Origin of the sequence: Lactococcus muris (assembly GCF_042849115.1) — a bacterium.
Lineage (GTDB): Bacteria > Bacillota > Bacilli > Lactobacillales > Streptococcaceae > Lactococcus > Lactococcus muris.
Genome location: NZ_BAAFQO010000002.1, coordinates 156,307 through 174,346, shown reverse-complemented (window position 1 = coordinate 174,346; position 18,040 = coordinate 156,307). Strand labels below are relative to the sequence as shown.

The 18,040-nt window shown below is 47.9% G+C and carries 25 protein-coding genes; 1 reads left to right on the top strand and 24 read right to left on the bottom strand.

Annotation, left to right across the window (positions count from 1 at the left end; genetic code table 11):
• Positions 1–300: 300 nt before the first annotated feature.
• The 7 genes from ACGHCK_RS02120 to ACGHCK_RS02090 form a co-directional block, all read right to left on the bottom strand.
• A complete protein-coding gene (locus ACGHCK_RS02120) occupies positions 301–1,089 on the bottom strand; it encodes a helix-turn-helix domain-containing protein (protein WP_271327913.1) in 789 nt (262 codons plus the stop codon).
• A 145-nt stretch (positions 1,090–1,234) separates the two neighbouring features.
• Positions 1,235–1,447, bottom strand: a complete 213-nt coding sequence (locus ACGHCK_RS02115; RefSeq protein WP_271327914.1) for a helix-turn-helix transcriptional regulator — start codon at positions 1,445–1,447, stop codon at positions 1,235–1,237.
• A gap of 2 nt (positions 1,448–1,449) precedes the next feature.
• A complete protein-coding gene (locus ACGHCK_RS02110) occupies positions 1,450–1,854 on the bottom strand; it encodes a hypothetical protein (RefSeq protein WP_271327915.1) in 405 nt (134 codons plus the stop codon).
• A 185-nt stretch (positions 1,855–2,039) separates the two neighbouring features.
• Positions 2,040–2,903, bottom strand: coding sequence for an alpha/beta hydrolase (locus ACGHCK_RS02105; protein ID WP_271327916.1), 864 nt, complete (start codon positions 2,901–2,903; stop codon positions 2,040–2,042).
• A gap of 13 nt (positions 2,904–2,916) precedes the next feature.
• A complete protein-coding gene (locus tag ACGHCK_RS02100; RefSeq protein ID WP_459554198.1) occupies positions 2,917–3,102 on the bottom strand; it encodes a cysteine-rich KTR domain-containing protein in 186 nt (61 codons plus the stop codon).
• A 14-nt stretch (positions 3,103–3,116) separates the two neighbouring features.
• Entirely contained in the window at positions 3,117–3,551 is a 435-nt protein-coding gene (locus ACGHCK_RS02095) for a hypothetical protein (protein WP_271327918.1), read from the bottom strand.
• Positions 3,552–3,647: 96 nt separating this feature from the next.
• Positions 3,648–4,238, bottom strand: coding sequence for a TetR/AcrR family transcriptional regulator (locus ACGHCK_RS02090; protein ID WP_271327919.1), 591 nt, complete (start codon positions 4,236–4,238; stop codon positions 3,648–3,650).
• 249 nt (positions 4,239–4,487) lie between these two features.
• On the opposite strand from ACGHCK_RS02090, the gene ACGHCK_RS02085 reads away from it, so the two are divergent.
• Positions 4,488–4,850, top strand: a complete 363-nt coding sequence (locus ACGHCK_RS02085) for a helix-turn-helix transcriptional regulator (RefSeq protein ID WP_271327920.1) — start codon at positions 4,488–4,490, stop codon at positions 4,848–4,850.
• 26 nt (positions 4,851–4,876) lie between these two features.
• On the opposite strand, the gene ACGHCK_RS02080 is transcribed toward ACGHCK_RS02085, so the two are convergent.
• The 17 genes from ACGHCK_RS02080 to ACGHCK_RS02000 form a co-directional block, all read right to left on the bottom strand.
• On the bottom strand, positions 4,877–6,661 hold the full coding sequence (locus ACGHCK_RS02080; protein WP_271327921.1) for a lysozyme family protein: 1,785 nt from the start codon (positions 6,659–6,661) through the stop codon (positions 4,877–4,879).
• A gap of 35 nt (positions 6,662–6,696) precedes the next feature.
• Complete coding sequence (srtB, locus tag ACGHCK_RS02075; RefSeq protein ID WP_459178576.1) at positions 6,697–7,482, bottom strand: class B sortase; 786 nt, start codon at positions 7,480–7,482, stop codon at positions 6,697–6,699.
• A gap of 23 nt (positions 7,483–7,505) precedes the next feature.
• Entirely contained in the window at positions 7,506–7,910 is a 405-nt protein-coding gene (locus ACGHCK_RS02070) for a DUF6075 family protein (protein WP_271327922.1), read from the bottom strand.
• A gap of 15 nt (positions 7,911–7,925) precedes the next feature.
• Positions 7,926–10,259: a VirB4-like conjugal transfer ATPase, CD1110 family gene (locus ACGHCK_RS02065; protein WP_271327923.1), complete on the bottom strand. Its 2,334-nt coding sequence runs from the start codon at positions 10,257–10,259 to the stop codon at positions 7,926–7,928.
• Complete coding sequence (locus ACGHCK_RS02060; RefSeq protein WP_271327924.1) at positions 10,243–10,704, bottom strand: PrgI family protein; 462 nt, start codon at positions 10,702–10,704, stop codon at positions 10,243–10,245. The genes ACGHCK_RS02065 and ACGHCK_RS02060 overlap by 17 nt, the downstream gene beginning before the upstream one ends.
• A gap of 14 nt (positions 10,705–10,718) precedes the next feature.
• A complete protein-coding gene (locus ACGHCK_RS02055) occupies positions 10,719–11,021 on the bottom strand; it encodes a hypothetical protein (RefSeq protein ID WP_271327925.1) in 303 nt (100 codons plus the stop codon).
• 11 nt (positions 11,022–11,032) lie between these two features.
• Positions 11,033–11,242 carry a hypothetical protein gene (locus ACGHCK_RS02050; RefSeq protein WP_271327926.1) on the bottom strand — a complete coding sequence of 70 codons (210 nt, stop codon included), beginning with the start codon at positions 11,240–11,242 and terminating at the stop codon, positions 11,033–11,035.
• A gap of 10 nt (positions 11,243–11,252) precedes the next feature.
• Positions 11,253–12,089: a hypothetical protein gene (locus ACGHCK_RS02045; protein ID WP_271327927.1), complete on the bottom strand. Its 837-nt coding sequence runs from the start codon at positions 12,087–12,089 to the stop codon at positions 11,253–11,255.
• 107 nt (positions 12,090–12,196) lie between these two features.
• Positions 12,197–12,559 carry a glutamyl-tRNA amidotransferase gene (locus tag ACGHCK_RS02040; protein WP_271327928.1) on the bottom strand — a complete coding sequence of 121 codons (363 nt, stop codon included), beginning with the start codon at positions 12,557–12,559 and terminating at the stop codon, positions 12,197–12,199.
• A 13-nt stretch (positions 12,560–12,572) separates the two neighbouring features.
• Positions 12,573–14,363: a VirD4-like conjugal transfer protein, CD1115 family gene (locus ACGHCK_RS02035; protein ID WP_271327929.1), complete on the bottom strand. Its 1,791-nt coding sequence runs from the start codon at positions 14,361–14,363 to the stop codon at positions 12,573–12,575.
• Positions 14,350–14,547, bottom strand: coding sequence for a hypothetical protein (locus ACGHCK_RS02030; RefSeq protein ID WP_074082577.1), 198 nt, complete (start codon positions 14,545–14,547; stop codon positions 14,350–14,352). The genes ACGHCK_RS02035 and ACGHCK_RS02030 overlap by 14 nt, the downstream gene beginning before the upstream one ends.
• Positions 14,548–14,562: 15 nt before the next feature.
• A complete protein-coding gene (locus ACGHCK_RS02025; protein WP_271327930.1) occupies positions 14,563–15,291 on the bottom strand; it encodes a hypothetical protein in 729 nt (242 codons plus the stop codon).
• The gene (locus ACGHCK_RS02020; protein WP_271327931.1) at positions 15,251–15,427 is read right to left on the bottom strand and encodes a hypothetical protein; all 177 of its coding nucleotides are present in this window, start codon (positions 15,425–15,427) and stop codon (positions 15,251–15,253) included. Before ACGHCK_RS02020 ends, ACGHCK_RS02025 begins: the two co-directional genes overlap by 41 nt.
• Positions 15,428–16,240, bottom strand: coding sequence for a PcfB family protein (locus tag ACGHCK_RS02015; protein WP_271327932.1), 813 nt, complete (start codon positions 16,238–16,240; stop codon positions 15,428–15,430).
• Positions 16,182–17,657, bottom strand: coding sequence for a relaxase/mobilization nuclease domain-containing protein (locus tag ACGHCK_RS02010; protein ID WP_271327933.1), 1,476 nt, complete (start codon positions 17,655–17,657; stop codon positions 16,182–16,184). Before ACGHCK_RS02010 ends, ACGHCK_RS02015 begins: the two co-directional genes overlap by 59 nt.
• Complete coding sequence (locus ACGHCK_RS02005; protein WP_271327934.1) at positions 17,594–17,926, bottom strand: plasmid mobilization protein; 333 nt, start codon at positions 17,924–17,926, stop codon at positions 17,594–17,596. The genes ACGHCK_RS02010 and ACGHCK_RS02005 overlap by 64 nt, the downstream gene beginning before the upstream one ends.
• Entirely contained in the window at positions 17,886–18,038 is a 153-nt protein-coding gene (locus ACGHCK_RS02000) for a DUF3789 domain-containing protein (RefSeq protein ID WP_271327935.1), read from the bottom strand. Before ACGHCK_RS02000 ends, ACGHCK_RS02005 begins: the two co-directional genes overlap by 41 nt.
• Positions 18,039–18,040 lie beyond the last annotated feature (2 nt).

Sequence of the window (18,040 nt, the reverse complement as noted above, 5' to 3'; positions counted from 1 at the left end):
CCGACAAACTGTGATTTCATTTCACAAGTTCATCGGCTCTGCGTCTTAGCGTCTGGCTCTATAATGATATGTTGTTCTGCCCGATAAACGGGAATTTATAGTAAATAACCTACAGCAATAAAAAGATAGCTATACAAGCATTCCCTGTTTAACCTTAAATACATTAAAATTTCCTCCTTCGCAAGTGATTTGTTCTCTTGACCTGCTTTGAGAATAATCACTTTTTCTTTTTCTGTCTATCAAACCTGTTTTACTTCGCTGAAAACACAGTGTCAAAAGTATTTGACAGCACTTCAAACCTTATAGAAACAGCTTGATTATTTCTTTTGCCCACGAGAGATAGGCAGGAACAACCGTATCAAGTGATTGCTTTATGGCAATAATGTCCTGTTCCGAAAGTTCTCCAATTTTTTGGAATACATTTCCTGTGGCTTCCGTATCTCCTAAAGCAATCATTGCTCTGGCATTGTCACCAAGGGCAAAATATTTTCCGATGGATAACGCTCCCACGGAAAAATCGCCGATTGCGATTGCACCGAGGGAAATGATACCCAAGCTGATTGCACCGGTCGCAAATACGCCAATGGAAAAACATCCTGCGGATAAAAGTCCGAGAGCATACATACCGATTGAAAGCATACCGATTGAAAGCATACCGAGCGATAACACGCCTATGGATAGCATACCGAGGGAAACAATTCCTTTTGCTTTTAATCCAACTGCAATCACACCACGGGCATTTAAGCCCACGGCAACAAAGCCCCTTGCGTTTCTACCAATATGCCATAGGGGCATACCCAATATTGTTTTTTCACTTTTTCTCTCACGCAGACGCTTTCTGAAAAACAGGATTTCCTCATTGGAATTGGATTGATTGTTACAGTCTGTTTCTTCTGCGCCTTTAAGCAGATAATCCAACGAGCAATCAAACAACTCACTTATCCGTATCAGTTTGTCAGTTTCGGGATATGTAATATTGCTTTCCCATTTGCTGATTGCCTGTCTGGATACTCCGAGAACATCAGCAAGCTGCTCCTGCGTGTAATTGTTTTCTTTTCGTAGTTTTGATAATTTATCGCCTAATGTCATAGTGCGTCCTCCAATCTGAACTTTTTGTTCGTGTTAATCATACCTGTTTGATGCTTGAAAGACCACCATCATCGAGGTTCTAAATGTAAACTACAGGTTGCATCATTGATTTTATAGCCTATTATGAGGATTTCTGGTTCTCCCTTTACTTTTCTTCATCTTCCGTAAACTCAAACAATTCCTCAACAGATACCGAAAAGACTTTGGCTATGTCCATTGCTAATTTTAACGATGGATTATATCGTCCGTTTTCCAAGTGAACGATTGTTTCACGCCTTGAATGTACTAATTCTGCCAAATCAGCCTGTTTCAGTCCTGCCATTTCACGATACTCCTTGATTTTTGTTTTGAGAGCCATCCTTAGACCCCCTTGCTATCCATAATGCAAAAAACAACAAATCGAATAATCGCTAAAACAAGTATCATTCCAACAAGTGCATATCCTGCCATTATTCCGTCTAAAAGGGTCAATGCGCCTGCAAAGGCGATTATGATAATGGCAACTATCAGTATTTTGAGACATATGGAATCGACTCGCCGTAAATTCTGAACAGCCAATTCATCCTTTGTTTCTTTGCTATACTTACGAATACGGTCTATTTGAATTAAGAAAAACAAAAAAGTAAACCCTGCGACAGCATATTGAATAGACATATAGTAATCATGCCAGTCACGTCTTGCCCACATCCAATAATAGCAAACAAGAAGAAGGGCATAAACAATTTTAGTTCCTACTAATTCTTTCAATGAGACTTTTGATTTCATAAATAAAACCTCCGTGTGATATATTTGTAACTCTTGCGTGTTATAAATATATCACACAGGCATCTCAAAGTCAATACGAAAGTGAATTATTTATAACTTAAAAACCGATGGTCTGTGACTGCTTACAAGTTCATCGGCTCTGCGTCTAAAGCGTCTGGCTCTTTGATGACTAAACTATTCTGTACTTACCCAATCAAAAAATCTATAATCATTTTCTTCTCTTCATATGTCAATTCATTTATATGACCTCTATCCCTTAACAAATATCTTTCGCTTTGTGTCCATACCTTTTTTGCTTTAAGTAACACACCCTTAGCAGGAAATAAGCAATCTTTCTCTGCTGCCATAACTAAAACAGGATTTTGATATTTACTAAGATTTTCACAGCTTTCATTTTGGGGCATAACAGATTTTATCTTTACATTATCAATACTACAACGGGCAGTTGCTAAAAAATCCCCTGTGATATTACTTTCTGTTATTGCTATCGGGAGAATGCATTTAATAAACCATTTTTCTTTGTGTGTGAGCCAGTACATGAGCATTGGAAATGCCATATTTATGCTTTTGTATGTAGGGGCATTCTGAATGGCAGACGGCACAATCAATACACTGCGTTTAATGACCTCTGGAGCAACACACATAGCTTTTACCAATATTCCTGCCCCAAATGAGCCACCGAAACAAGCCATTTCATGAAATCCTAAGCCTTTTATTACATCAACCGCCCATTTCCCATAATCTTGATTTCGTGGCGATAAGGGAACCTCTGCACTTTTGCCGGGATGTCCGATTGTATCAACAGCATATATGTGAAAGTCGTCCAGTAAAAACCTGCAATCTTTCAGATTATATGCGGTTGTCGAATTGCCCCCGTGAAAGACCAGCAGAGGTTCTCCTCTCAAATTGCCGCATTCAATTAAATGTGTTTTTCCAAAGGAAGTATCAATAAATAAGTCCGTATATGGAATTTTCAAATCCTCCATCTGTCTGTCGTACAACTTCCAGACTGTCTTTTTAGATTGCTCGTTTCGATAAATAGATTTCATTTTCTTCCTCCTGTCAATGCAAATTAGATAGTTTATCAGACATCATAACAACATTTATCTTCAATCCCTCCGCTTCAACCAAACTCTCGTGTTTGCATTTAGGACAATAAAGAGGATAGTTCCTCAAAACGGTATCTTCCCTAATCCTGTCACGGGTCTTATTGCCACAAACGGGACATAAAATCCATTCTTGCTTCATCATAAACACCTGCCTTATTTCTCACTCTGATACTCAATGAATAATTTGATGCCTAAACAAAATACAAATCCTCCCAGTAGGATAAACATTAGCCAAATCGTATTCCAATATGGAGATGTTGTATCATACATCCATAGCAGAAGTTCATTCCAAAATTTTAACCTCACACATATGGCAAACAGGTCAAATAAGAGATAACTTCCTCCCGCAATATATATCCATCGCCACCAATAGTTGTGATGGATATTCTTAAAAAAGCTGATAATCCCTAAAAAACAAAGCATAGCTAAAACAATCATAAGTCCATAATAAAAAGCATTCCTGCTTTCCAATATCCCAATCCAGAAATCTGCATAAGACTTCCTGTCAATCATTCCCCAAATCCTGTGTAAATGAAAAACACCAAATAACAGGAAAAACCACGGTTCATAAAATGCTATCTTCCTCATTTTTCTTTTCTCCATTTATACTATTTGACCAATATTTCTTAATAGTCAATTCGAACGTTGTTATATGGCTGTAGCCATAAAAACTACAGCCAATTATTAAAAAATTTGATTTACTAAACCTTTTATCAAGAGATAGAGGACATCTTCAAAATATTTTTCTCCAATTTCCTCCTCATGCAACGTAGCAAGATAAATTGCACGGAAAGCAGCGCTAAAAGTGTCTTTATCTGCCCCATCCCTAATAGGTAGTACAGAGAAAACTTTCTCTACAGCAGAACTGTCATGCTCCAAATGTTCGTTCAAAACCTCTGGCGGAAGTTTCCTTGCCAGTATCTCAACTTCCTTCGTACTTATCATTTTCAAAATTGGTGACTTGGAAGCTAAAATGTAAAAATCGCAAACAATCCTTGTTAGCTGCTCGACAATATCTCCATCCTGTTTCATTTCGTTTACAGCCCGATATACTTTCTGCTCAATCATTTCATGTTCTTCTAAAATGACTTGAAACAATAACAGCTCTTTTGATTTATAAAACAGGTAGAATGTTCCTTTTGGTATATTTACCCGTTGTACGATTTCATCAACGGTTGTGTGACGTACTCCATATTGGGCAAGACACTTTGCAGCTTCCTCTTTCAGCCGTTTTTTTATGTATTCTTTTTCTTGTTCAGAATAACTCTTTGGCAATAGGTTCACCTCTTTTGACTGAATTTGTTTCCATAGTCATTATAGCAAGTAACAGACAATAAATCAAGCTTTTGCCCTCAATATTCACATACTTATCATAATTTAAAAGAAGATTTTTCTATTTGGGTATTTAACTTCTTACTACAAGAGATTTCATATCCTATTACAAGAGATTTCACATCGTTTAACTGGAAGCCACATCTCTGTAAAATATAAGGGTAAAATTTTCAGAGTATAGGTGGTGAGCTTATGGACGAAAGGAACAATCATTTTGACTTTGATTTTACTCCGATAGGACAAGCAATTAAAAAAGCCCGTGAAGCCAGAGGAATAACAAGGGAGCAGCTTTCTGGGATAATCGGCTATGCTCCCAGACACATTCAATCTATCGAAAACGAGGGGCAGTATCCAAGCATCGAGCTGTTTATCCAACTTATTACGATGTTCGATGTGTCGGTTGACGAGTACATATTCCCAAATAAGGAAGTCAAAAAAAGTTCTGCCCGCAGACGCTTAGACGCACAGCTCAACAGATTAAATGATAAAGAGCTTTCCGTCATAGAAGCAACGATAAACGGACTATGTAAGGCAAAAGAGCAGCCAGAGGATTGACCTCTGGTTTTTCTTTCGCCCTTTTTCTAATATCTCGGACAGCCATATCCAAGGATTTCATAATACCCTACGGGGTAGCTGTTCTGTCGGCAGGCATCGCCAGAGTTACCCTCTACGGTGTAAACAACGCCGTTCTCACATTTCTCTACGATACCCACATGGTCAGAATCTCCGTCCTGTCCGTCGTTGCTCCAGTCGAAAAAGATAATGTCGCCTGCTTTCGGCTCATAATCCTTTCCCTGCCATTGTCCGTTGCCCTTAAACCAATCCACACCGTCCGAGCAGAGGGAGAATTTCGGCACAATGCCGCTGTCCAGATAGCCGCACTGGTCGGCACACCACGACACGAAGCAGGCACACCATTCCACACGCCCGTCAAAGCCGTACCAACTCCAATAAGGCTGACCGCCCTCATTGCCGAGCTGTGTCAAGGCAACTTCTACAATGGCTTGGTTGCCACCGCTTGTGAACGCCCGTCCGTATGGGTAATAGCGTAACACATGGGCGGGGTACTGCGTATCGCCGTACTTTTCCCACCCTAACCGCTGTGCCTGCATGGTGGAAAACTCTACCGCATTGGCGTAGGAATAGCCGCCGTAGTTGGTTTTTGCCCATGAGATATACCCGTTGCCGAAGTTATAGCCCTGCAAGGCGAGCTTGATACGCTCCATGTCAATCGGGTTTTCCACCTCGGCAGAGATAAGGGCGGCTTTCAGCTCCTGTACGCCGCACTGGATAGAATACTCTGGGTCTTGTATCCCGTTCGGCTCATGGGGATACCTTGTGTTAAAGCTGCCCTCCGCCGCCTGCATGGGGTCAAGCCCACGCCCGCCGCTTTCCTGCATCATCACCGCCTTGATAAGCTCCACATATTCGGGGATGCCGTACTGCTTGGCATACTTCTGTATCAACGGCGTGTGGGCTTCCACCTCCGCACTGACGGGGGTATAGGAAGTGCTTTCGCTTCCGCCCCCAAATAAGGACACGGCACATCCGAGCAGGACAACAATCAAGATAATCACGACGGCAATCCAACCGCCTGCGATTAGGGCGGAAATCAACGCCTTTGTGCCTGCGATAATCGCCTTGACTGCGGCAATGGCAGCCTTCACTGTCGCTTTTGTCGCTTCGGCTGTCGCCTTTGCGGTTGCTTTCGCTGCCTGTGCCGCTTTCTGGGCGGCTTTGGCAGACGCTTTCGCCGTTTTCTGTGCCGCCTTGACGGTCTGCTCGGTGGTCTTAATCGCCGTCTTAGAGGTTGCCTGTGCGGTCTTTACGCCTTTTTCCGCTGTCTTGACCGTGCCTTTTGCCGCAGATTTCACGGTCTTTTCCGCATTTTGGGCGGTGGTCTTGATGGTCTTTTTCCCCTGCTGACGGGTCTTTATCAACTGGCTTTCTGCACTTGCGGGAGCATCAGGGGCAGGAGAACGGCTCACAGTTCCGTAGCGGAGCTGTGAGCCGTTCCGTTCTGCAGCAGCCTGTGCTTTTTTCTGCTCGGCGGCTTTCATTGCCCGTCTGGTCTTAAACTCGGCAACCTTATCCTTTGCCTTGACGATATTTTCTTTCGTGGTCTGGACGGATTTCTGCCCCCGCTTATTGAATTGGTGGATGCCCTCGTCCTTTACACGGTCTGCGGTATGGGAGATTTTATCTGCCGCATACTCGGTGGCAGAGTTTTCCTCCGCATAATATCCCTGCTCCGCCTTGTCCTTTGTCTTGGCATAAGCGGATTTCATACGCTCACTGGCTATGGCGGCTTTGTCTATGGTCTTTATCGTACCCTTGACCGCATCTCTGGTCTTTATATCAGCCATACAAAACCTCCTTTCCCAGAGGATTTGCGGTCATTTCAGTCTGTCTTTTTCGCCACCACGACAAGCCTGCCGTTCTGTGCGGAATATTCGCAGGTGGAGAGGGTAATGAGCTTATCGCCGTATTCAGCAGTTACGCCCGTATCATATAGTGCAAGCTCCTTGCATTTTTCCACATAGGCGTTAAATTCTTCCTCATTCTCCGCATCCACAAAATCATAATAGCGGTAGCCCTCCGCACTGTACGCCACGGTCTTAAATACGGCGATGATTTCATATTCTGCAGCTTCCGTGAGGGTGTCAAACTGGATGGTCTTGTGCTTTTCATAAAAGCTCTTGGATTTGTAATCCTCCAACGCCCCGAACATCCTGCCGCCCTTGATGTGGTGTCCGTAAATAATGAGATTGTCGCTTGCGGCAAGGTCGCAGTCCTCTTGGATATACGGCACTCCCAAATCGCTGTATTCCTTTTCAAAGTTGTGCTTCAGATAGAAATTCGGATTGTTCTTCGTCTGCATGACGGGGTAATTGATGGTCGTGCCGTCAATGGAAATCCAACCTGCCATATCCTCATTCTGCAAATACAGCTCCTTATATTTCGCCAGAATGTCCTCGCCCTCGCTGACGGGCGTATCCTCTGGCGTTTCTTCCTCCGCAGGGGCGTTCTCCACAACCTTGGCAATCTCCGCAAAGGCTTCGGTCTGCTCATCCACCTGTGCATAGTGGTGGCAGATATGCCAGCCACAAAAAGCCGCCGCACCTAAAAGGCAGACGACGGCAACGATACAGATAACAGACTGGTATTTTTTCAGATATTCTTTCATAGGCTTTCTTTTCCTTTCTTGGTCTACCTTACATTATCGGTGTGCTGCTTGGGCGTGGGTAAATCCCTGCAATATTCGGGATACCTCACCTTGATGCCCTCCATAAAGTAGGGGGCGAACTCGCAGCAGAACAATTCCTCTGGGGTGAAATACCTCTCACGCCCGTCCTCGGCGTAACCGTTCCAGAGGTTAAAAGCAAGGTGGCAGACCTTGACCGTGCCGCTTGTCTGCCATCCGCCGTGCATCCCTTCTGGCTCAATGCAGTCCGTCTTGAAATCGAACATGGCATGGATGTTGTTCCTTGTTTCCTCCGCAATCCCCATCACATAGAAAAACGCCCTGTGGTAACAATCGTTTACCCTGCATTTCATCATATTTTCCAGAAAGAAATCACGGTGGGCTTTATTGCGAAACCTTATCTCTGACATAAAAATCCCCCTCTCTTAGACCTCACCAAATTTTGTCGTCATCAGCTTATACAGCTCCGTATTGCGTGGGAACTTATTAACGAACGGCACAAGGGAGCTGCCCACTTTGAGTAACCCTTGACCTGCACCGACATTGGTGATATAGCTCATCTGCAAATCGGAGATATTAAGGAGCTTGGCAAGCTCAATCCTGTCCGTGGACGCTTGGTTTAACATGATGATAAACTCGGAGTTTGCAAGCATTGTCCTTGCCGTGTGGCTCTGTAACAGGTCGTCCACATTCTGGGTAATGCCCGTACAGTACGCCCCGTACTTACGCACACGCTTCCAGAGGGTAAAGAGGAAGTTTGCCGAGTATTCATGCTGAAAGAGCAGGTAAATCTCGTCAATGAAAATAAAGGTGTTCCTGCCTTTCGCCCTGTTCTGGGTGATGCGGTTTAAGATGCTGTCAAGCACCACAAGCATACCGATAGGCTGTAACTGCTTGCCCAAATCCAGAATGTCATAGCAGATAAGGCGGCTCTTGGTATCCACATTCGTGTGCTTGGCAAAGGTGTTGAGGGAGCCGTCCGTGAAAAGCTCAATCGCAAGGGCGATTTCCTGTGCTTCTGGCTCATCCTGTTTCAGAAGTTCCTCACGGAAGTCCTGCAAGGTCGGCGGCGTTCCCATATAGTTGCCCTGCTGATAGTAGCGGTACACGCTTGCCGTACAGCGGTCTATGATGGATTTCTGCTTTGCCCCAAGGCTCGCACCACCGATGAGCTGCTCGCACAAAGACAAAATGAACTCTGATTTTAAGATGATGGGGTTTGCACCGTCGCCGTAATCAGAGTTCATATCCATAGCGTTGATGTGGTTCTCGCTTGTAGCAGAAATGTGAATGACCTCGCCCTGCATTGCCTTTACCAAAGGCGAATACTCACGCTCTGGGTCTATGATAATCACATCGGCGTTAGGGTCGGTGAGGATGATGCTCGTCATTTCCTCTTTCGCCGTAAAGGACTTGCCCGCACCAGACACGCCGAGGATAAAGGAATTGCCATTGAGCAGGTGGCGGCGGTTGGCGACAATCATATTTTTGCTGATAACATTCTGCCCGTAATATACGCCGTCCTTATGGTAGATTTCCTGCACTCGGAACGGGATAAACACCGCAAGGCTCTCCGTGGTAAGGGTACGCAGAGCATCAATCTTCCTCACGCCGAAGGGCAGGGCGGTATTCAGACCGTCCATCTGCTGATATTTCAGCACGGCAAACTGGCAGAGATGCTTTCTGGCTGTCGTGAGCAGGGCTTCCGTGTCATTGTCAAGCTGCTCTTTGGTATCAGCCGTATGCACCATTGTGAGGACGGCGAACATCATCCTCTGGTCACGGGTCGTCAAATCGTCCAGAAATTCCTTGCTTTCCTTTCGCTGCTGCTCCAAGTCGTAGGGGATAACGGCGGAAAAGTTGTTGTTCTGGTTCTGCTTCCTCTGCCAGTTCGTGATATTGGTTTCCACGCCCAAAAGACGGTTTTCCACCTCCCTTACGGCTTCGTCCGTAGGAACGGGTACGACATCCACGGAGAGCATCATGTTACGGTTTAATTCGCAAAGCTCCGCCACCATGCTGTCCTTGATATAGGCGGCGTACTCTCTGAGGAAAATCACACGCCCGTACCGATTGCCCATCTTGAAATAATCCTTTTCAAACTCAAAGGAGTCGGGGCAGATATAGTCCTTAAAGTCGTGACCTTTCCGCATGGTCTGGGAGAGGTCGAAGGAAAACGCCGTTTCCTCGCCCGTGCGGTAGAAGTCATGGAAGATACGCAGCCTGTCATTGGCATCCAGTTCCGTACACTTTGAGCCAAGACGGTTGAAATGCCCGATAAGGTCAGCACCTACACGGGCAAAATAGTTCCTCGCTTCTTCGATGTTCTTCTTGCAGACGGAAATTGTCACATACTTGTCCTGCACGATGGAATTAGCCCCCGTCGCCTTGTCAAGCAGCATCCTGTTGTATTCCTTGCGGTATTTATCCAGTCCGTCCTCCGCCATAGGGATAAGGATGGTCTGCTCAAAATCCGCTTTGTTCAAGCGGCGGTTGTTGATGGTGATTTTCGTGGTCGCCCCGCTGTCGAGGGCATTAAGAAGCTCCGAGTATTCAAGGAACATGGCTTCCTTGTCCTCACGGCTCGCCACGGCATAGTTGATGTCCTCAAACTGAAAGGTCTTTGCATATTTGTTCTTCCCGACAAGGAAAATGCCGTCCTCCCACATGGTTTTCAGCGGGATGACCGCCTGCACCGATTTCGGCACGATAAATTTTTCCTTATCCTGCTTAAACAGGTTTCTAAGCGTCTTTATCATGGCTTACCTCCTTACGCTTTTTTGATTTCTTGAAATGTTTCGGTTTCTTCGCCTTTTCTTTTACCGCTATTTGCTTCTGCTTCTTCTGGACGGCGGGCAAGCCCTTTTCGTGGGCTTCAAGGGTCGATTTCATGGCTTCGTAGTAGAGATTGTCTGGGGAAAACAAAATCTTCTTTGGCATTAAGAACTCTGATTTTATCCACGCCCAGACAAACTGCTCCGCCGTCATGCCGTTGTACTTCACAAAGCCCATCATGGCAAAAGGGGAAGCCCCCAGAATACACATCCAACTGAGGGTTTCCGTGCCGAACTTCGGGCGGAGCATGAAATATAAGCCCACCGCCACGCCGCAGGCAAGGACAGAAAAAACGAACTGCCGCATAGACAACCCGAAAAACATACTCTCCGTGTAGTTGCGGATTTCCTTATTTATCTTGACTTCCAATCGTTTTCACCTCCTTATCGCTCCCTGTCCTCATTTTTACGGGCAGGGGGCTGTTTCTGTGTTTCCCTCTGCGGCACAAGGTAGAGCTGACCGTCACGCTCTTTTGCCTGCGTGGGATAGCCCATGACCTTTAGTGCTTTTTGCAGGTCGGACACGCTTTCCCTGTCTGGCTTGCAGACACCGATTGCCCGATACATCTGCAAATCACCGTACCACTTTTCATTCTGGAAATTGTCTGCCCGAAAGAAAATATCCTCTTTGATTTCCTCAAGGGGCGTTTCAAATATCCTGCGGTATTCCGCTTCAAAATCGTACATCGCCAACCTCCTTACCGTTCCATTCCGTTCTTTCTTCTTGGTGCTTTCTTCTGGGATGGGTAGGGGATAAATTCTTCCTCCCCCTTGATAATGCTGAACTCCGCCCACAGAAACGGGTGTGTTTCCTGCTTCTGGTACTGGCGGATAAGGTCAACCGCACTTTCCTTTGTGGCGGTGCTACCTTGCTGCATCCCGTCCTTGAAAATATAAAACCGTTCCATTGTTCCTCCTTTACAAGCCCATCATTTCCCTGACAACACGGTCTGCCATCTTGACCGCACCGACTAAGACGAGCATATTGAATACAAGCTCCCCGATATAGCTCCATACCATTGTGACCGCCGCCGCATCGGGATTGACCACGGGCGGGGAAGAAGCAAACAGGGAGAAGATAATACACGCAAGCACGATGACAGCCCCCTCAAGGCACACGGCGGCATAGCTTTTGATAAAGCTCCTGCCGACGCTCTGGCTCGGCTCTCCCGCAAACGAGGACAGGGGAACGGGAGCGATGGCGGTGTAAATATACAGCTTGAAAAACCTGCCGTACACCGACATAATCATAATGAACGACAGCACCGTAATAAACAGCCCGCCGATAAGCGTCACCGCCCATAGGGGGATGCTCTCGAAAAAGCCGCAGTCCTCCACGGCTGTCACAATCTCCTGCGGCAATACCGTCTGCTGTGCCGCCCCGAAGCCTGCGGCATTCATAATCGTGGATATGACACCCTGCACAATCTTAAACAGAGCCATCATCAGCTCCAAGCCATAGGTCACTGCACCTTTGGCAAGGGCGAAGCGGATAAACAGCTTCAACGCCTGCTCTGGACGCTTCACCTCTGCAAAGTTGCCGCAGGTACGCATCACGCCTACCACAAAGAAAAGGACGAGCAGAGCAAGCCCGATAGCCTGCACCGCACCGTGGATGTCAACAATGGCTTTCCATATCGCTCCGCCCTTGAAATTCTCTGGGGATTGGGTAATGAGCTGCCATATCTCGGCTAACTTCTCATTCCAAGTATTTAGGGCGTTCTCCAAGTTCTGAACTACCCAGTTATCAGACATTCGACCACCTCCTTGTTAAAAATCGGCTTATGGGGCAATCCGCGAAGCGGATCTGCCCCGTAAGCCCTGTCTTGTGTCTTTGGGTTATTTTGTCTGCCGCTTCCCAATCAGCCTGTGATTAGGGTCAGAATCTCCTTTGCAAAGGTAATGACAACGCCGCCTGCAAGGGTCAGAAAGCCGTTCGCCCTCTGGGAAGGGTCGTGGGATTTCAGCGACAAGCCAATCTGCACGATGCCGAAGCCGAGCATAATCATGCCGACAGCCCTTACCAGACCGAAAATAAAATCAGAGAGGTTGTTGACTACCTGTATCGGGTCGTTGGCGGCAAAGGCGGTCATGGAAGTGCCAAGCACCATCGTGAGGGCAAGCACCGCCACGCAGTAGCGGCGGAAGCCCGTTCTGACCTTACCCGTCATGGGCAGCTTCGTGGTTTCTTTCTTCTGGGTGTCCTTTTTGTTGAAAATTCGCATAGATAAATCCTCCTTATAAATTGAATAGTTCTTCCAAGTCCTCCTCGGACAGAAGCTCATAGGAAGTGCTGACAGCCTTCACGCTCACGGCGTTTTCTGGAATGTCGCTGTCAAACACAAGGGTTGCGACAGCCTGCGTCGGCTCGCCGTGGAGATAGGGCGGCTGTCCTCCGTCGGTTGTCAGTTTCACATTGGGGTGCTTCAAGATGTCATACTTAAAGTCCATGACGGGGCGTTCCCCACGCACAAAAAGAAGTGCGTAGCGGTTGTCAAGCATACGCACTTCATCGGGCGTTAAAAGCTCACGCCCCGAAATCTGGTAGTTGGTGGAATAGTTCCCGCTGCGTCCAGAGCTTTTCCCATAAGTGTTCGTGTCAATGGTTTCCTTGCCTAAAAGCTCCGACACATACTTGTGGGTACTCTGCTCGTTGCCGCCCAGATAGAGAAATTCATCGCAGTTGCCGCAGATGCTTTCCCATTGCTTTTCAAAGAGGGCTTTGAGCTGTGCCAGATTTTGCAGGATAATCGAGACGGATACACCTCTGGAACGCATGACGCTCAAAATCTTGTCAAAATCATCGGGCAGCGAAACATTCGCAAATTCGTCCATTATGAAATGGCAATGGACGGGCAGGCTCCCGCCGTACTTATGGTCGGCAAGGTAGAAAAGCTGTTGGAATAGCTGCGTATAAAGGATGCTGACAAGGAAGTTAAAGCTCGTGTCGTTGTCTGGTATCAAGGCAAACAGGGCGACTTTCTTTTCCCCCAGAGAGGGCAAATCAAGCTCGTCCGTTGCGGTCAAGGACGCAAGGCTCTCCAGATTGAATTTTTCAAGCCGTGCGGCAAGTGTTATCTGGATGCTCTTTAGGGTCTTGGCAGAGCCAGAATGGTAATCACGGTAATACTTGAGGGCGATATGCTCTGGGTTTACCATCTCCAGACGGTCAAACAGCTCGTCTAACGGGCTTACATAGCTGTCGTCGTCCTCCCGTACCTCGCCTGCCCGTAAAAGCTCCATCACCATCGGGAAATTCTGCTCGTCTGGCGGTGCTTCGTATTTCAGATAGAACACCAAAGACAGGAGCAGCATACTCGCCGCCGTATCCCAGAACGGGTCTTGCGACTGGCTTCCTTTCGGCGTGGTTGCCTTAAAGAGATTGGTTACAAGCCGCTGCACATCGTTGTCGTTCCTTAAATACACAAAAGGGTTGTAGCAATGGCTCTTGTGCATATTGATTAAATCAAGCACTCGCACCTCATAGCCTTTCTTCTCCAACAGACCGCCCACATCCCGCACGATTTCCCCCTTTGGGTCTAAAATCACCATTGAGGTGTTGCACTGCATGGCGTTGGGCTTGCAGAAGAAGCGAGTTTTTCCTGCCCCGCTTCCCCCGCACACAAGGATATTCAGATTTCTCCTGTGCTTCTTGCCGTTCAGCCCGATACGGACATTCTGGGTCAACAGCTTATTCTGGGTCGGGTCTTTCTCTCGGTACTTTTTATTGAGCGTACCTGCATTGCCCCATTTGGCAGAGCCGTGTTCCTCCCGCCTGCGGTAGTTCCTGCGTGTGGAGAGATAAATGCCGATGCCCATAGCATAGGCAAGCAAAAAAATAAGGACAGTCCTTAAACTGTCCTCACACACCGTTATGGAAAACGGCTGATTGATTGCTGCGGATAGACCGCCGATTATCTCCACGATGCCGCCGCTGACATAAGGTGCTGTCAGCAGGGCAAGCCACACAACGGGTACGATGCCGCATACGGCAAGGATTAGGCTCGTCTTGTTCTCATCGTTCCTCATTGCACCTGCACGGGGCGACTTTTACTTTTCTGGTCGGGGCTTTGGATACTCTGATAATCAGCTCGTCAACGGGGTCGGTGGGGCGTTCCTCCCGTACCTGCTCGGTACGCAGCGTGTTCAGTGCGTTGAGCATAATGTTCTTATCATACTTATCCATAGCCAGATGGTAGCGTTCTTCTTTCATAGGCTGTACCTCCTGTTAGCGTTCCTGCTCCTTAGACTTCGGCGGCTTGTTCTTCTCCATGCTCTTATACATATCGCTCTGGATTTCCCCAAGGACATCACGCATCGAGCCAAGCTCGCCCTTGAACGCCTGCGTATCCATCCCCTCATACTCTTTGGGAAGCTTGCCGAAGTTGAAGCCTCTGGTGTCCACGCCATAACGGGAGCTTACCATATAGGCAACGCAGAACGATTTGAAATCGGAAGCGTCACGGCTCTCGTTATGCTTGAAGTCAAAGACCGCCGCCGCAACCTCCTTTGACATGCTCACAAAGAGCTGTTCCTCGGAAAGCCCCGTCTTGATAAAAATGGTCTGCTGCGAGCTGTCATAGAACACAGGCACTTCAAGCTCCTCCACGGGCTGAAAACCGACAGGGCTTGCGTCAATCATTGCCGACACAAGCTCACGGATAGATTTCTTCTCCTGCGGCTGCTGCCTGTCCTTTGCAGAAGTTTCGGAAACATCAAAAACCTCTTTGGCGTTATACCCGACAGCCTTTGTGCCATCATCACGGGTGTATTCCTTGCCAGGCTCAAGGATAACGACTTTCTGTGCGTCCTTGTTCACATAGACACGGCTCTGCTTCCAAGCCGCCCGTTCTTTAAGCTGCGCCGCTTCGGGCATCTGTGCCGACACTAAGATGGCGTTGTTGACAGAGTAGCGGTCAACAACGCCCCTGCACATCAAGGTACTGGCGAAACGCATCGCCGTCCGTCAGCATCTTTTCGCAGGTCGTGTCAATCAGCCCATAGGCTTCCTGCCGCTGCGCCTGTTTCTGGGCAGCCCATTCCTCTTTGTTAAAGGGGCGGCTGCCGCCGTTAAATACATCATAGATACTCATTTATCTTGCTCCTTTCGATTTGTTCGGTTTCTTCCGCTTCGGCGGCTGTTTATGCTCCGTCTTTCCTGCGGGCGGTTTCTTCGCCTTGTCGGAAGATTTGTCTTTGCCGACGGCAGGGGCATCGGCTTCCTGCTCCTTTCGGCTCTCCTTGATTTTCCGCAGTTCTTCTCTGACCGACGGTTTCTCCGCCTTAGTCATAGTAGCCCCCTCTGCGGATTTCTTTGGCTGCTCTGAGGTAGGCTCGGACAGAGGGGATTTTTCCGTCTTTGCCACCGAGGGGTTTGGGGCGTTTTCCTCTTTCTGCATCGGCTTTCCCATAAGGGCGTCCATGAGCTTGTCTTTCTCCGCCTTTTCGGGCGTTGTGATTTCTGGCTCTGGCTGTCCGTCCTTGGCATCCCTGCTTTTTTCCGCCGTGGTAACAATGGATGCGGTATCCACCGAAGCAAGGTTGAAGCGTTCCACGATACGGCTGATTTTCGATGCGTCCTCGGCTCTGGCAATCACATCGACCTCCGCATTGAGGTCTTTGTTCTTGCGGTCTGTGAGGACGCAGTAGAGTACGCCGTATTTTTTGGCTTCCTGCGTGAATTTCTGCAAATCGCCACGCTTGACGGTAAAGACTTTCAGCTCCTTGCCAGAGCGCAGCATGGAAGTCAGCCTCGCCTTGCCCTTGGTTTTCTTTTCCTCTTTGAGAATGGAATACAAGAGGATGGCGATATTCTTCGCACCCGCCCCTGTGATTTTGGCAGCGACCTCAAATCCCTCCAAGCTCATTCTTACGATTTGCTCCGCCGCTTCGCCGCCTGTGTTCATCCTTCATCAGCTCCTTTCTTTGCTGTTTGTTTTCGTCTGCCCGTATGACCTTTAACTTTTCTTTGAGGGTATCGCTGCGGGCTTCGATGCCCTCACACAATCTGACCTCCTTCCGTAAAAATTTCATACGCTCCGTGATTTCTGAAAGCCGAGCCTTGACCGCTTCTTTTTCTTCGCCGCCTGCTTTACGGCTCTGGGAATAAAGCCCCTTGCGCTGTTCGGTCAGCTCATGGATTTCGGATTCCAGAGAGCCTTTATATGAACAAAGCTGCTCCGCCGTATCAATATGATTGTGGCAGAGCAGCCTTGTTTCCTGTGTGATGGCTTCCATCTTCATAAGGTCGTCCTTTAGGAGATAGTGAAGCCGTGCATAATTCGGTTGCCTTTTCTTTGGCAGGATGCCGAGCTTATAGCAGTAGTGGAGATACAGCCCACGCAAGCCGCCGATTTTCTTGGCATCCTTTAATGAGCCTTTTACCCTTATGACCTTGACGGGCTTTGTCTGCTCGGCAAAACGGGAAAATTTCACCGCATAGGAATTTTCCTTAATGCGCTCTACAATCCTCTCGTTGGTATAATCCTCTCCGAGCTTATAGAGCCGCTTCGGTCTTTGCCATCCCTTTCCGATAATCGTCCAGTATTTGCGGTTGGGGTCAAAGCTCACTCGGTATCCCATTTCCGACAACTGGCGGTCAAAGTCTTTCAGCGTGTAGGATTTGGAGATGGCTTCGTCCACCGCCTGCCGTGCCACGGTATCCCTCGTAGGTCGCCCATGCTTTTCCGCTTGGTAGAGGGCGTAGGGCTTTTTCTTCCCGCTTGGGTGTTCGATGACCGATAACGCATACTCACGGCAAAGCTCATCGGAACGCTTACGGAGCAGCCGCAGGTTTTTCTTGTTGTCGTGGTAATGCTTGCCGTCCGTAAAGGAAACAGAATTGACAACAAAGTGGTTGTGCAGGCACTCGGTATTTAAGTGGGTGGCGACAATCACTTGAAACCTGCCGCCCCACATCTTCTCGGCTAACTTCACGCCCACCTCATGGGCAACCTCTGGCGTGACCTCGCCTGCCTTGAAGCTCTGGAAGCCGTGGTAGCAGACAATCTCGCTCGTGTCGTTCCACTGATGTTTGGCAATCATCATTTCATCCCTTGCGGTGGCGGGGTCGCAGTTCACGCCGCTGACAAAAAAACGCTGTTCGGTCTTGTCCTTATTGGTGGCGTATTCCATGACATCCACCATCGCCTGTAAATCGCTTTCGCTGTACTTGGGGTTGGCGGTCTTTTCTGGGTTCTCGGCATAGTCGATGGGGTGGTCGAGCCTGCCTTTCACATCCCATATCTCGCACACCGCCATCAGCCCGTCTGCTTTCTGGGGAGAAGATAGCTCCTGCTCACATCCAGACGGAACTCCCGCCACCGCTTGGCTTCCTCACGGAGCATCGGGGCGTCCACGAAGTCAAGAGCGTTGGCTTTCGCCGCAAGCTGGTTGATGCGGTTGCCGATTGCCGACAGCTCCCGCATGATTTTGTAAAATTCTGGGTCTGGCTTCTCGCAAAGGCGGTAGCCCATCAGCATGGAACGAAGCAGGGCTTCCTTGGAATGCCCCGACCTCTCCACAAGCTCATAAAGGTAGGCGGCTTCCTCCTCATTCAGACGGAAAAGTATCTGCACATTTCTTTTTCGCATCGGCATCCTCCTTTCCCTCGGAGAGCCTGTTAATCTGCATTAGGCACATCAGCACAACGCCAATGATGCTGCCGAGCATCGTGCCGATGACAAAGAATAAAAACTCGCTCATTC

What these genes read in the sequence shown, in the direction of transcription:
- ACGHCK_RS02120 (WP_271327913.1), bottom strand. Translation starts at nt 1,089, where the DNA reads ATGACATTAGGCGATAAATTATCAAAACTACGAAAAGAAAACAATTAC.
- ACGHCK_RS02115 (WP_271327914.1), bottom strand. Translation starts at nt 1,447, where the DNA reads ATGGCTCTCAAAACAAAAATCAAGGAGTATCGTGAAATGGCAGGACTG.
- ACGHCK_RS02110 (WP_271327915.1), bottom strand. Translation starts at nt 1,854, where the DNA reads ATGAAATCAAAAGTCTCATTGAAAGAATTAGTAGGAACTAAAATTGTT.
- ACGHCK_RS02105 (WP_271327916.1), bottom strand. Translation starts at nt 2,903, where the DNA reads ATGAAATCTATTTATCGAAACGAGCAATCTAAAAAGACAGTCTGGAAG.
- ACGHCK_RS02100 (WP_459554198.1), bottom strand. Translation starts at nt 3,102, where the DNA reads ATGAAGCAAGAATGGATTTTATGTCCCGTTTGTGGCAATAAGACCCGT.
- ACGHCK_RS02095 (WP_271327918.1), bottom strand. Translation starts at nt 3,551, where the DNA reads ATGAGGAAGATAGCATTTTATGAACCGTGGTTTTTCCTGTTATTTGGT.
- ACGHCK_RS02085 (WP_271327920.1), top strand. Translation starts at nt 4,488, where the DNA reads ATGGACGAAAGGAACAATCATTTTGACTTTGATTTTACTCCGATAGGA.
- ACGHCK_RS02080 (WP_271327921.1), bottom strand. Translation starts at nt 6,661, where the DNA reads ATGGCTGATATAAAGACCAGAGATGCGGTCAAGGGTACGATAAAGACC.
- srtB (WP_459178576.1), bottom strand. Translation starts at nt 7,482, where the DNA reads ATGAAAGAATATCTGAAAAAATACCAGTCTGTTATCTGTATCGTTGCC.
- ACGHCK_RS02070 (WP_271327922.1), bottom strand. Translation starts at nt 7,910, where the DNA reads ATGTCAGAGATAAGGTTTCGCAATAAAGCCCACCGTGATTTCTTTCTG.
- ACGHCK_RS02065 (WP_271327923.1), bottom strand. Translation starts at nt 10,259, where the DNA reads ATGATAAAGACGCTTAGAAACCTGTTTAAGCAGGATAAGGAAAAATTT.
- ACGHCK_RS02055 (WP_271327925.1), bottom strand. Translation starts at nt 11,021, where the DNA reads ATGTACGATTTTGAAGCGGAATACCGCAGGATATTTGAAACGCCCCTT.
- ACGHCK_RS02050 (WP_271327926.1), bottom strand. Translation starts at nt 11,242, where the DNA reads ATGGAACGGTTTTATATTTTCAAGGACGGGATGCAGCAAGGTAGCACC.
- ACGHCK_RS02045 (WP_271327927.1), bottom strand. Translation starts at nt 12,089, where the DNA reads ATGTCTGATAACTGGGTAGTTCAGAACTTGGAGAACGCCCTAAATACT.
- ACGHCK_RS02040 (WP_271327928.1), bottom strand. Translation starts at nt 12,559, where the DNA reads ATGCGAATTTTCAACAAAAAGGACACCCAGAAGAAAGAAACCACGAAG.
- ACGHCK_RS02035 (WP_271327929.1), bottom strand. Translation starts at nt 14,363, where the DNA reads ATGAGGAACGATGAGAACAAGACGAGCCTAATCCTTGCCGTATGCGGC.
- ACGHCK_RS02030 (WP_074082577.1), bottom strand. Translation starts at nt 14,547, where the DNA reads ATGAAAGAAGAACGCTACCATCTGGCTATGGATAAGTATGATAAGAAC.
- ACGHCK_RS02025 (WP_271327930.1), bottom strand. Translation starts at nt 15,291, where the DNA reads ATGCGTTTCGCCAGTACCTTGATGTGCAGGGGCGTTGTTGACCGCTAC.
- ACGHCK_RS02020 (WP_271327931.1), bottom strand. Translation starts at nt 15,427, where the DNA reads ATGAGTATCTATGATGTATTTAACGGCGGCAGCCGCCCCTTTAACAAA.
- ACGHCK_RS02015 (WP_271327932.1), bottom strand. Translation starts at nt 16,240, where the DNA reads ATGAACACAGGCGGCGAAGCGGCGGAGCAAATCGTAAGAATGAGCTTG.
- ACGHCK_RS02005 (WP_271327934.1), bottom strand. Translation starts at nt 17,926, where the DNA reads ATGCGAAAAAGAAATGTGCAGATACTTTTCCGTCTGAATGAGGAGGAA.
- ACGHCK_RS02000 (WP_271327935.1), bottom strand. Translation starts at nt 18,038, where the DNA reads ATGAGCGAGTTTTTATTCTTTGTCATCGGCACGATGCTCGGCAGCATC.